The sequence below is a fragment of the Rhodococcus sp. BP-160 genome (genome assembly GCF_019836205.1).
Lineage (GTDB): Bacteria > Actinomycetota > Actinomycetes > Mycobacteriales > Mycobacteriaceae > Rhodococcoides.
Map to the genome: position 1 here is coordinate 1 of NZ_JABUEK010000002.1, position 11720 is coordinate 11720.

The 11720-nt window shown below is 68.5% G+C and carries 10 protein-coding genes and 1 rRNA gene; 6 read left to right on the forward strand and 5 right to left on the reverse strand.

From position 1 onward, the window contains the following. Positions 1-8: 8 nt before the first annotated feature. The 4 genes from rrf to HQ306_RS06355 all read left to right on the forward strand — a co-directional run bounded on the left by rrf (position 9) and on the right by HQ306_RS06355 (position 2884). Positions 9-125: ribosomal RNA gene (gene rrf / locus HQ306_RS06340) — 5S ribosomal RNA — on the forward strand. A 128-nt stretch (positions 126-253) separates the two neighbouring features. Then, entirely contained in the window at positions 254-1804 is a 1551-nt protein-coding gene (locus HQ306_RS06345) for an adenylate/guanylate cyclase domain-containing protein (RefSeq protein ID WP_222629447.1), read from the forward strand. Between the two features lie 31 nt (positions 1805-1835). Beyond that, complete coding sequence (nucS, locus tag HQ306_RS06350) at positions 1836-2540, forward strand: endonuclease NucS (RefSeq protein WP_222629450.1); 705 nt, start codon at positions 1836-1838, stop codon at positions 2538-2540. A gap of 23 nt (positions 2541-2563) precedes the next feature. Then, complete coding sequence (locus HQ306_RS06355) at positions 2564-2884, forward strand: ATP/GTP-binding protein (RefSeq protein ID WP_082544702.1); 321 nt, start codon at positions 2564-2566, stop codon at positions 2882-2884. 3 nt (positions 2885-2887) lie between these two features. Here the strand turns inward: HQ306_RS06355 and HQ306_RS06360 are convergent, their stop codons facing one another. Both HQ306_RS06360 and mce read right to left on the reverse strand, forming a co-directional pair. Beyond that, positions 2888-3856, reverse strand: a complete 969-nt coding sequence (locus tag HQ306_RS06360) for a hypothetical protein (RefSeq protein ID WP_056448957.1) — start codon at positions 3854-3856, stop codon at positions 2888-2890. 70 nt (positions 3857-3926) lie between these two features. Then, positions 3927-4403: a methylmalonyl-CoA epimerase gene (gene mce, locus HQ306_RS06365; RefSeq protein ID WP_027505478.1), complete on the reverse strand. Its 477-nt coding sequence runs from the start codon at positions 4401-4403 to the stop codon at positions 3927-3929. Positions 4404-4553: 150 nt separating this feature from the next. Between mce and HQ306_RS06370 the strand changes: the two genes are divergently transcribed. Further along, positions 4554-4946 (forward strand): DUF3817 domain-containing protein, encoded by a 393-nt coding sequence (locus HQ306_RS06370; RefSeq protein WP_082544701.1) that lies wholly within the window; start codon positions 4554-4556, stop codon positions 4944-4946. Between the two features lie 69 nt (positions 4947-5015). Beyond that, positions 5016-5897: a tetratricopeptide repeat protein gene (locus HQ306_RS06375; protein WP_056448951.1), complete on the forward strand. Its 882-nt coding sequence runs from the start codon at positions 5016-5018 to the stop codon at positions 5895-5897. Here the strand turns inward: HQ306_RS06375 and HQ306_RS06380 are convergent. Genes HQ306_RS06380 through HQ306_RS06390 form a run of 3 tightly spaced genes read right to left on the reverse strand, consistent with a single transcriptional unit; the run spans position 5894 to position 11573 of the window. Continuing rightward, entirely contained in the window at positions 5894-7357 is a 1464-nt protein-coding gene (locus HQ306_RS06380; protein ID WP_308115422.1) for a metallopeptidase, read from the reverse strand. The two genes, HQ306_RS06375 and HQ306_RS06380, sit on opposite strands and share 4 nt — an antisense overlap. Then, positions 7354-9570, reverse strand: coding sequence for a 1,4-alpha-glucan branching protein GlgB (gene glgB, locus HQ306_RS06385; RefSeq protein ID WP_222629454.1), 2217 nt, complete (start codon positions 9568-9570; stop codon positions 7354-7356). Before glgB ends, HQ306_RS06380 begins: the two co-directional genes overlap by 4 nt. Next, on the reverse strand, positions 9567-11573 hold the full coding sequence (locus HQ306_RS06390) for a maltotransferase domain-containing protein (protein ID WP_222629457.1): 2007 nt from the start codon (positions 11571-11573) through the stop codon (positions 9567-9569). The genes glgB and HQ306_RS06390 overlap by 4 nt, the downstream gene beginning before the upstream one ends. Positions 11574-11720 lie beyond the last annotated feature (147 nt).

Consider the following 11720-nt stretch of genomic DNA (forward strand, 5'->3'; position numbering starts at 1 on the left):
CACAGAGTTTCGGTGGCCATAGCGGAGGGGAAACGCCCGGACCCATTCCGAACCCGGAAGCTAAGCCCTCCAGCGCCGATGGTACTGCACCCGACAGGGTGTGGGAGAGTAGGACACCGCCGAACAACCCTTCCCAGAAAGCCCCCCGACCACCGGTCGGGGGGCTTTCTGCATTCACGGGTATCGGTGTCCGGACACAGTCCGATCAAGCAGAGTCCCGTCCTACGCGCGCCGGGATAGTCTCGTATCCACCATGCCGCAGAAACCACGACGCTCGATCTCGCCTCTGGGCTCCCCGCTGCTCGGGCACACCGAGGAATCACCGCGTCGCCGGCGTATCCGGGTGCAGATTCTGCTCACCGTCTTCCTGCTGGGCGCCAACGCGATCGGCGCCGTGATCGTGGGTGCACTCATCAGCGTGGTCGTGCCGGGGCCGGACGTCGTCACGCCCCGTGAGTACTGGTGGGTGAACTTCATCCTCATCCCGTGCTACCTCGTGGTCGCGTTCCTCATCGGAGTGGGGTGGGGAACCAAGCGCACCGTCAAGGGACTGCGCTGGGCCATCGAGGACCGCGTGCCCACCCGCAAGGAACAGAAGCGCACGCTGGCGATGCCGTGGCGGCTCACCCGGTTGCAGATCGGCCTCTGGATCGGCGGGCTCGTCATCGTCACGACGGCCGACGGCATCATCGATCCCAACTCCATCCCCAAGGTCGCGTTCACCATCGCGTTCGGTGGTGCGACCGTCTGCGCGTTCAGCTACCTGCTGACGGAGTTCGCTCTGCGCCCGGCGGCGGCGCGTGCTCTCGAGGCCGGCGATCTCCGCCGTATCCGTATCGCCGGGGTGATGGGGCGCTCCATCCTCTCGTGGCTCCTCGGTACCGGCGTCCCCGTGGCGGGACTCATGGTCATCGCCATCGCCTCGTTCATCCGCGATGACACCACCGCCGACCAGTTCGCGGTCGCCATCCTCGCGCTCGGCGGCATCACGTTCCTGTTCGGCTTCGCGCTGACGCTGCTCGGCGGTCTGGCGACGACGGCGCCCATCGACAACGTGCGCTCGGCGATGGTCGAGATCGAACGCGGCAACCTCGACGCACGGGTGTCCGTCTACGACGGCACCGAGCTCGGCGAACTGCAGAGCGGCTTCAACCGCATGGCCGAGGGCCTCGCCGAGCGGGACAAGATCCGGGACCTGTTCGGTCGCCACGTCGGCATGGAGGTCGCCGAGGCCGCGCTGAAGAGCAATCCCGAGCTCGGCGGCGAGGAGCGCGACATCGCCGTTTTCTTCATCGACTTGATCGGATCCACGGAGCTGGCGGCCTCCCAGCCCCCGGCGCAGGTGGTGGATCTGTTGAACCGCTTCTTCGACGTGGTGGTCGACGAGGTGGACAAGCATCACGGTTTCGTCAACAAGTTCGAGGGCGATGCGGCGCTGGCCATCTTCGGTGCTCCCGGCGATCTCGACGATCACTGCGGGGAGGCCCTCAGCGCGGCTCGCGCCATCATGCGGCGACTCGAGAACGAGGTCCCGGACTGCCAGGCAGCCATCGGTATCGCGTCCGGGCGAGCCGTCGCGGGCAACATCGGTGCGAAGCAACGATTCGAGTACACGGTCATCGGTGATCCGGTGAACGAGGCGGCCCGGTTGTCCGAGCTCGCGAAGTCTGCCGACGGGCGTCTGGTGGCGTCGGCACGCACGGTGGAGCACGCCCACAATCAGTCGAGTGACGCGTGGTCGTTCGGCAAGAGCGTGACGTTGCGGGGGCGGTCGGAGGAGACGCAGCTCGCGACCCCTGCCTGACGGCGGCCCACACGGTCGATAGGGTGGCCCGGTGCGTCTGGTCATTGCTCGGTGTCAGGTCGACTACGTCGGTCGGTTGACGGCCCATCTGCCGTGGGCGAAGCGTCTACTGCTCGTCAAGTCCGACGGATCGGTGAGCGTCCATGCGGACGATCGGGCGTACAAGCCGCTCAACTGGATGACGCCGCCGTGCTGGCTGGTCGAGAACCCTGCAGAGGCCTTCCCTGCCGACGGCGACGTCGTGCCCGCGGACCGACAGCTGTGGGTCGTGACCAACAAGGCCGGCGAGGAACTGCGCATCACGATCGAGGACATCGAACTCGACAGCAGCCACGAGCTGGGTGTCGATCCGGGTCTGACCAAGGACGGCGTCGAGTCCCATCTGCAGGAACTGCTCGCCGAGCACGTGCACACGCTCGGTGACGGGTACACCCTGGTACGCCGGGAGTACCCGACGGCGATCGGACCCGTGGACCTTCTGTGCCGCGCCGAGGACGGTGCGACGGTCGCGGTGGAGATCAAGCGTCGAGGAGACATCGACGGTGTCGAGCAGCTGACTCGCTATCTCGAACTCCTGAACCGTGATCCACTGCTGGCTCCGGTGCGGGGCGTGTTCGCGGCCCAGCAGATCAAGCCGCAGGCGAAGACGCTCGCGGAGGATCGCGGGATTCGGTGCCTCACACTGGACTACGACTCGCTCCGCGGAATCGAATCGTCCGCGTTCACGCTCTTCTGACGCGGTCGCCTACCATCGGTCGAGTGCCGAGACGCAACAACCAACGAGCCGGCCGGTCGGGCCGACCTGGGCGACCCGCGCCGACGTTCGGTGACGCCACGGCGCGAGTGGAGCGCGGCCCGTCCTTCGACGGCGACGAGGAGTACGTCGTGCGCCCGATTCCCGGCGCTCGTGCGACCAAGACCTATCGGTGCCCCGGCTGCGACCACGAGATCATGCCCGGTGTGGCGCACGTGGTCGTCTGGCCCGCCGAGAAACTCGGCGGACCCGACGACAGGCGGCACTGGCACACGGGTTGCTGGTCCGGACGCGGTACCCGCGGGCTCACCCGCAGGTGGTCCTGACTCTCAGGACTGGGTCGAGCTCGACTGGCCGTTCGAGGAGCGCTCGGTCGACGTCTCGGCCGGTGCATCGTCGAGGAGTGACTCGTCGATCTCGAGATCGTCCGGCGCCAACGGTGCGTCGAGCAGTTCGCTCTCCCGGTTGACCGAGGCGAGCATGGCCGGCACGGAATCGAGTTGGCCGCGGATGCCGAGCAGCTGAGCGAGCACCCGGCCACGCAGGACTCGCAGTTCCTCGGCGAGCTCCTTGGCGTGAGCGATGCGGCGCTCCGACTGCTCGGTGGCGGCCTGGAGCCGACGCTTGGCCTCGGCGGTGGCATCGGCGAGCCGACGATCCGCCTCGGCCTTGGAGTCGGCTTCGAGCTCGTCGACGGCGTTCATCACCTTGGTGCGGCGATCGGCCATCGTGATCTCGAAGTCCTCCTGCACCGCGGCGCGCTTCTTCTCGGCCTCGGCGGCGAGGCGATCACGCTCGGCCTGCGCCTCCTCGACGATGCGGGCGGCGGCTGTGCGTGCCTCGGCCATGGTCTGCTCGTGCTCGGTCTCGAGTGCGGACCGTCGGTCCTTGAGCTCGGCGACCAGGCCCTCGTACTCGCCGCGCATGCGGGTGGCGTCCTGCTCGGCCACGGACACGAGTTCGGCAGCGTCGGCCTCGGCCTTGGCGCGCACCTCGGACGCCTCGTCCGAGGCGAGTCGCAGCATGCGAGAGATGCGATCGCTCATGCCCTCGGCGGTGGTCGGGGGGACCGAGAGCCGATCGATGTCCTTACGGAGATCGTCGATCTCGTCGCGGGCGTCCTCGAGCTGGACCGCGAGATCGCGGGCCTGCGCGGCCGCCGCGTCGCGATCGGTCGCGATGACGCGGAGCTCGGCATCGAACCGCTCGAAGTACCGCTGGACCTCGTCCTTGTCGTACCCCTTGCGGACCACGCTGAAGGGCAGGGAGCTGCTACCGCTGACGTTCTCTGGTGCCATGCGGACAACCTACCGTCACGCGCCCCGTTTCGGCCGTCGGGTGCTGATCACGACGGGTTCCGGGGAGGGGTCAGCTCGCGGCGGGCTCGACCAGTTCGACGAGGACGCCGCCGGCATCCTTGGGGTGCACGAAATTGATCCGGGAATCGGCGGTACCGCGGCGGGGAGCGTCGTACAGCAACCGGGCACCACGCTCGCGGAGGAACGCCGCGGTCTCCTCGACGTCGCGGACGCGGAAGGCGAGCTGCTGCAGGCCGGGACCGTTCCGGTCGAGGAACTTGGCGATGGTCGACGTCTCGTCGAGGGGAGCGAGGAGCTGGATCTGCGCGGCGCCGTCGGCGGCACCGGGAACGGAGATCATCGCCTCGACGACACCCTGGCTCTCGTTGACCTCGCGGTGGGTCACCGTCATCCCGAAGTGGTCCCGGTAGAACTCGAGGGCGACGTCCAGGTCGGCCACTGCGATCCCCACGTGGTCGATGGCCGTCACGAGGCCTGCCGTCACCGCGTCCGCGGTCGCCGTCGTGTGCTCGTCGGTGGTCGTCATACTTTGACGTTAGACCTTTTTCCCGGCAGTTCGGGCGTGGTCTGGGTCACAATCGATCGTCGGCATCTCTGGACGACCGCCAACTCTGTGTGGCCAAGGCGACGCCGCCGATGGTCGAGGACCGTTCACCGACTGCGGCAGAATGGACACATGGCCGACAACCAGCTGTCCAGCACCGCACCTGCCGCGTCCTCCACGGTCTCGCAGCCGCCGATCGTGCGGTGGTTCCGCGTCGTGGCGGTCGCGGAAGCCGTCACCTGGGTCGCGCTGCTCATCGGCATGGCCGTCAAGTACGTCCCCGACCCCAACATCGACAGTGGTGTCCGGATCCCGGGCATGCTGCACGGCGCGGTCTTCGTCCTGTACCTCGTGATCACCGTGCTGACCGCCCTCGCGTTGCGGTGGAGCAAGGGCGTCACGGTGCTCGCACTCCTCGCGAGCATCCCGCCCTTCGGCACCATCGTCTTCGAGGTGTGGGCGTCGAGGACCGGACGTCTGGTTCGATCGGCCGGAGCCGCATCGCCGCGGGCCGCGGCGGAGTGACAAAATAACCTCGTGACTCGACCCGGATCTCGCCCACCAGTACGTCCGTCGGCCGCGGCAGCCGCCGCCATGTCCGGCGCGGTCGACCTCTCGGCGCTCAAGGCCAAGGCGCAGGCCGCGTCCGCGCCGCCGTCTCCCACCGCCGCCAACGGTCTCGCGGTCTCCGTCACGGTGACGGAGGTGGACTTCGAGGCCGAGGTGTTGGTGCGCTCGAGCCAGGTCCCCGTGATCGTCAATCTGCTGTCGCCGCGCTCCCCGCAGTCGCTGCAGCTGACGCAGTCCCTCGAGGCCCTCGCGGTCGAGGGTGACGGCGCCTGGGTGCTCGCCAACGTCGACGTCGACGTCAATCCGCGCATCGCGCAGGCCTTCGGCGTGCAGGCCGTTCCCACGCTGGTCGCCGTCGCAGCAGGCCAGCCCCTCGCGGATCTGCAGGGCCTGCAGCCCGAGGAGAGCCTGCGTGAGTGGTTGGCGGCCATCGCCCGCGCCGTCGAGGGGAAGCTGACCGGTGTCCCGAACGCCGACGAACCGGCCCCCGAGCCCGAGGACCCGCGCTTCGACGCAGCCGAGGCCGCGCTCGCCGAGGGTGACCTCGCGGGTGCCGAGGCGGCCTTCCAGGAGATCGTCGACGCCGAGCCGGCCAACAAGCAGGCATTGAACGGCGTGCGTCAGGTCCGATTCCTGGCACGCGTCCAGGGGCTGCCGGACGACATCGTCGAGCAGGCCGACGCGGCGCCGGACGACGTCGATCTCGGTCTCCAGGCGGCCGACGCGTTGCTGTATCAGCAGCGGACCGAGGACTCGTTCGCTCGTGTCGTGGAGCTGGTCCGGCGCACGCGTGAGGACGATCGCGCCCGTGCTCGCGCCCGGTTGCTGGAGTTGTTCGAGCTCTTCGACCCGGCGGATCCGCTGGTGGTCACCGCTCGACGCAAGCTGGCGTCCGCCCTCTACTAGGAGTAGCGGCCGTCGCACGCCTCCCGGCCACCCAGCACGCCCCAGCGGAACGCGTCGACGCGCGCGAAGCCGCTGGGGACCGTGCGACCGTCCACGTCACTCGCGGCGAGCCCGTCCGACAACAGACCCGACACCGCCTCGTCGAGGTCGCCCGGTGACAGTGTCACCGTCGACCTCTGCGCCGCGTCCGTGTCGGAGGGACTCAGTGCTGCGGTGACCACTCCCGACAGGCACGCCGACCGGAGCGCGGCTCGGGCGTCCGTCAGGCCCTGGCCGGCCTCGTTCTGCACGGCCAGCACGTACCGGGAGACGAAGAGGACATAGGCGCCGTAGTCACCGGTGACGTCGAGCGGCACGATGTCGTCCTCGCTCACCTCGGTGGGACGTCCGCGATCGGCCAGCGCGTCGACCGAGATACCGATCGTGTTGGTGGAGGGGCAGTAGGAGACCGGTTCGGTGGTGAGCGCGTCCGCGCACCCGGTGTCGGCGCCGGAGTAGTCGACCGTCGGGGGATCCGTGGTGGGCATCACCTGTTCGAACGTCGCGGCGAACTGCTCGAGCGAGTCCTGCGTGACGGGGAGCTCGCCGGTGTCGAGAGGGCTGTCGAACTGTTGGGGAAGGGTCGAGCGCCGCGACTCGACTTCCTTCTCGTCGATGCGCGTGCAGGCCCCGGCGCCGTCGGTGAAGCCGATCTGGGCGGCGGTGACCCGTTCGAACGCGGAGCCGTGCACTGAGTCGGGATCACCGGGGTCGACGTCGCGGACGGCCACGGTGGCCGCGAGGACGTCGTTCAACCCGTCCGAGGTGTCGAGCGTGAAGTGGGTCGAGTCGCCCTCGGCGACATGGCGCATGAAGGCGCCCGCGAAGCAGTCTGCCTGTTGCTCGGCGACGATGGTCGGGTCGTCGTCCCCGACGAGGCCGGACTGCGTCTGCACGGCGTGGCCGTACTCGTGGGCGAGCACCATGACCACCGACATGGGTCCGAAGGCGTCGATCATGGCCGGCATGAGCAGACCACGGTCCCAGCCGATGCTGTCGTCGAGTGAGCAGTATCCGGCGTTGGCGAGTCCGTCCGTCGGTTCGCTGCAGAAGAGCGGACCCTCGCCGGCGTCGGCGGTGGCGTCCCAGGACACCAGCGACCGGACGGGCTGGAAGGATCCGCGGAACAGCGTCGAGTACGTGGTGCGCCAGAACTTCTGGATGTCGTCCACGGCATCCGTCGCGAGCAGGTCGACGTCCGTTCCGGCTGCGCCGTCGACGTCGAGCTGGGCATGGGAGACACCGGGTCTCGGGCCGGACGGGCCGTCCGTGACGGGGAGACCGGCGACGGTGAAGGGGTCGTCGTAGATGGAGACGGGGGAGCCCGTCACCACCGCGCCACACGAGGTGAGCGCAGTGGTGACGGCGAGTGCGAGGAGGCTCGCGGACCAGCCGAACCGGACGCGAGCCCCGCGCATCATCTCTCCAGTCTGAGCCAGATCGCTCCGTAGGGCGGAAGGGCGACCCGAGCGGATGCCGGACGACCGTGCCACGAGTGCTCGGTCGCGGTGACCTCACCGAGGTTGCCCACTCCCGAACCGCCGTAGACCTCCGCGTCGGTGTTGAGGATCTCGACCCATCGGCCCGGCTCGGGTAATCCAACACGATAGTCGCCGTGCGGGGAACCGGAGAAGTTCAACAGGCAGGCCGTGACGGAGCCGTCGTCGCCGAAGCGCAGGAAGCTCAGCACGTTGTTCGCGGTGTCGTTGGCGTCGATCCACGAGAAGCCACTGGGCGAGCCGTCCTGTGTCCAGAACTCCGGGCCTGCGACGTAGGTGCGGTTGAGGTCGCCGACCAGTTGCTGCACACCGCGGTGCAGCGAGCCGCTTCCCTCCTCGCCGATCTCCCACCAGTCGAGACCGCGCTCGTCGGACCACTCGGCGGTCTGGCCGAACTCCTGGCCCATGAACAGCAGTTGCTTGCCGGGATGCGCCCACATGTAGGCGAGCATGCCGCGCAGACCCGCGGCCTTCGCCCAGTCGTCACCCGGCATGCGGGACCAGAGCGTGCCCTTCCCGTGCACGACCTCGTCGTGGCTGATGGGCAGCACGAAGTTCTCGCTCCAGGCGTAGACCAGGGAGAACGTGACCTCGTGGTGGTGGTACGCGCGGTGGATCGGATCGCGCCCGATGTACCCGAGCGTGTCGTGCATCCAGCCCATGTTCCACTTCATGGAGAAGCCGAGGCCGCCCACGCTGGTGGGACGCGTGACGCCGGGCCACGAGGTCGACTCCTCGGCCACGGTGACGACGCCGCGGTGCAGCTTGTGCACGGTCGCGTTCATCTCCTGCAGGAACGCCACGGCCTCGAGATTCTCGCGACCGCCGTAGATGTTGGGGCTCCACCCACCCTCGGGGCGCGAGTAGTCCAGGTAGAGCATCGACGCGACCGCGTCGACGCGGAGCCCGTCGATGTGGAACTCCTCGATCCAGTACAGCGCGTTGGCGACGAGGAAGTTGCGCACCTCGGTACGACCGAAGTCGAAGACGTAGGTGCCCCAGTCCAACTGCTCGCCGCGCTGCGGGTCGCCGTGTTCGTAGAGCGGGGAGCCGTCGAACCGCGCGAGGGCCCAGTCGTCCTTGGGGAAGTGCGCCGGGACCCAGTCGACGATGACGCCGATGCCGTCACGGTGCAGGAGGTCGACGAAGGCGCGGAAGTCGTCGGGGGTGCCGAAGCGCGACGTCGGTGCGTAGTACGAGGTGACCTGGTATCCCCACGATCCACCGAAGGGGTGTTCGGCGACGGGCAGCAGCTCGACGTGGGTGAAGCCGGTCTCGCGGACGTGAGCCGAGAGCTGTTCCGCCAGTTCGCGATAGTTCAGTCCGGGGCGCCAGGAGGCGAGATGCACCTCGTACACGCTCATCGGCGCCCGGTGCGGTTCCAGCTCGGCGCGGGCGGTGATCCAGTCACCGTCCGACCACTCGTACGACGACTGGTTCACGACCGACGCCGTCGACGGCGGGACCTCGGTGGCGAAGGCCATCGGGTCGGCCTTGTCCTTCACCGAGCCGTCCTTGCCGTGCACCCGGAACTTGTACAGCGTGCCGGCGCCGATGTCGGGGACGAACAGCTCCCACACACCGGTGGTGCCGAGCACGCGCATCGGCCAGGTCTGTCCGCCCCAGCCGTCGAACTCGCCGACGACGGTGACGCCGACGGCGCCCGGGGCCCACACCGCGAACGAGGTGCCGTTCACAGGTCCGTCGGGCGTGGTGTAGCTCTGCAGATGCGCTCCGAGGATGTCCCAGAGTCGTTCGTGGCGCCCTTCTCCGAAGAGATGGAGATCGAGCTCGCCGAGGGTCGGCAGGAAGCGGTAGCCGTCGGCGACGGTCACCTGGTGACCGCCCGGGTACTCGACGCGGAGCCGGTAGTCCGCGAGGTCCTCCACCGGCACCAGGGCCGAGAACACGCCGTGCGCGACGTGTGTGAGCTCGTGGTCCTTCCCGCCGATGACCGCGGTGACGCTGAGAGCGTTGGGACGCAACGCCCGGATGGCGGTGCCGCCCGGCACGGGGTGCGCGCCGAGAACGGAGTGGGGGTCGTGGTGCTGCCCGCGGGCGAGCAGCGAGAGGTCGTGATCACCGGGAGCGGCGAGGGTGTCCGTGCTCGCGCCGGGGGTGGTGCGTTCCGTCATGAGATCTCCTTCCGGAAGGCGAGTTCGGTGCGGGCGGGGAACGGGACGGGCGGCAGCGCCAGGATGTGGGCGACCGACCGCCACGGCTCGAGCTTGACGTAGTTGGCCTGGCCCCACTGGAACTGCTGACCGCTCACCTCGTCGGTGACCGTCAGGTGCTCCTGCCAGTCGCGGCCGATCTGCGGCATGTCGAGCCAGACGGTGCCTTCCTCGGCGCCGAACGGGTTCAGGTTGATCACGACCAGCACCGCGTCACCGGTCACCGCGTCGAACTTCGAGTAGGCGATGATCGCGTCGTTGTCGACGTGGTGGAAGTGGATGTTGCGCAACTGCTGCAACGCCGGGTGCGCCTTGCGGACGGCGTTGAGCATGGTCAACCACGGCTCGAGCGATTCGCCGCGAGCCCGTGCGCCCTCGAAGTCGCGGGGGCGCAACTCGAATTTCTCCGTGTCGAGGTACTCCTCGCTGCCCTCGCGCACCGGAACGTGTTCGTAGAGTTCGTATCCCGAGTACACGCCCCACGTGGGGGACAGGGTGGCGGCGAGAGCGGCACGCAGCGCGAACATGCCGGGGCCGCCCTTCTGCAGGCTCTCGTGGAGGATGTCCGGCGTGTTGACGAACAGGTTGGGTCGACCCAGATCGGCCTTGGCGGCGATCTCCTGTCCGAACTCCGTGAGCTCCCACTTGGCCGTGCGCCACGTGAAGTACGTGTAGGACTGCGTGAAACCGCGTCGCGCGAGACCGTAGAGCCGCGCGGGACGCGTGAACGCCTCGGCGAGGAAGAGCACGTCGGGGTGCGTCTTCTTGACCTCGGCGATGAGCCACTCCCAGAAGTCCGGTGGCTTGGTGTGCGGATTGTCGACCCGGAAGATCTTGACTCCCTGGCTGATCCAGAACTTGACGACGCGCAGCACCTCCGCGTAGATGCCCTTGCGATCGTTGTCGAAGTTGACCGGGTAGATGTCCTGGTACTTCTTGGGCGGGTTCTCCGCGTAGGCGATGGTGCCGTCGGGGAGCACGGTGAACCAGTCGGGATGTGCGGCGGCCCAGGGGTGGTCCGGGGCGCACTGCAGGGCGAGGTCCAGGGCGATCTCGAGGCCGAGCTTGCGCGCGGCCGTGACGAGTGCGCGGAACTCCTTGACCGTCCCCAGCTCGGGATGCACCGCGTCGTGGCCGCCCTCGGACGAGCCGATGGCCCACGGCGAGCCCACGTCGGTGGGTCCCGGAGTCAGAGTGTTGTTGCGGCCCTTGCGATTCACCTTGCCGATCGGATGGATCGGCGGGAAGTAGACGACGTCGAAGCCCATGGCCGCCACGCGGGGGAGCGCGCCGATGGTGGTCTCGAACGTGCCGTGGCGAGGAGTGCTGTCCTCGTTCCAGCCGCCCGTGGAGCGGGGGAAGAGCTCGTACCACGATCCGACGAGTGCCTCGCGGCGGTCGACCCAGACGTTGATCGCCTCGCCGCGCGTCACCAGCTCGCGCAGCGGCGTCTCGTGCAGGATCTCGCGCACCTCGGGCGTGAACGCCGGTGCGACGCGTGACGGCAGCGGTGCGTCGCTCCGCAGCGCCGTCACGACGTTCTCGAGCAGTGGCTTCTCCGAGCGACCGACGTTCTTCGCGGCGCGTTCGAACAGGCGTGCGCCGGTCTCGAGATCGTTGGCCAGTTCGGCCGGCCCCTGGCCCACGCCGCGTTTCGCCTCGACCGCATGCATCCAGGTGGCGATCGGATCACCCCAGCCCTCGATGCGGGCGATCCAGAAGCCTTCGGCGTCGGGAGTGAACACACCGTGGAAGATGTCCGGCTGCTCGCCGGGGACCATCGGGATGTGGACCGACTTGCCCTGGCCGGGCCCGCGAACCGCCAACGTCGCGTTGACGGCGTCGTGCCCCTCGCGCCACACCGCGGCCGTGATCGGGAATGTCTCTCCCACAACGGCCTTGGCGGGATACTTACCGGACGATGTGTTGGGTAGTACGTCGTCGATGCCGATACGGCCTGTCACCGAAGCCCCTTTTCTGCTGGTTGTCGCAGTTCTGTCGATGTCGGGTTGTCGGGCTGAGCTCGAAGTCAACCGTAGACGAGATGCCCCGGTCTTTCTCGAAACCGACCGAGAGCACCGACGCGACCTGCGGACGAGGCACGCGGCAGT

What these genes read in the sequence shown, in the direction of transcription:
- HQ306_RS06345 (WP_222629447.1), top strand. Translation starts at nt 254, where the DNA reads ATGCCGCAGAAACCACGACGCTCGATCTCGCCTCTGGGCTCCCCGCTG.
- HQ306_RS06360 (WP_056448957.1), bottom strand. Translation starts at nt 3,856, where the DNA reads ATGGCACCAGAGAACGTCAGCGGTAGCAGCTCCCTGCCCTTCAGCGTG.
- mce (WP_027505478.1), bottom strand. Translation starts at nt 4,403, where the DNA reads ATGACGACCACCGACGAGCACACGACGGCGACCGCGGACGCGGTGACG.
- HQ306_RS06370 (WP_082544701.1), top strand. Translation starts at nt 4,554, where the DNA reads ATGGCCGACAACCAGCTGTCCAGCACCGCACCTGCCGCGTCCTCCACG.
- HQ306_RS06375 (WP_056448951.1), top strand. Translation starts at nt 5,016, where the DNA reads ATGTCCGGCGCGGTCGACCTCTCGGCGCTCAAGGCCAAGGCGCAGGCC.
- HQ306_RS06380 (WP_308115422.1), bottom strand. Translation starts at nt 7,357, where the DNA reads ATGATGCGCGGGGCTCGCGTCCGGTTCGGCTGGTCCGCGAGCCTCCTC.
- glgB (WP_222629454.1), bottom strand. Translation starts at nt 9,570, where the DNA reads ATGACGGAACGCACCACCCCCGGCGCGAGCACGGACACCCTCGCCGCT.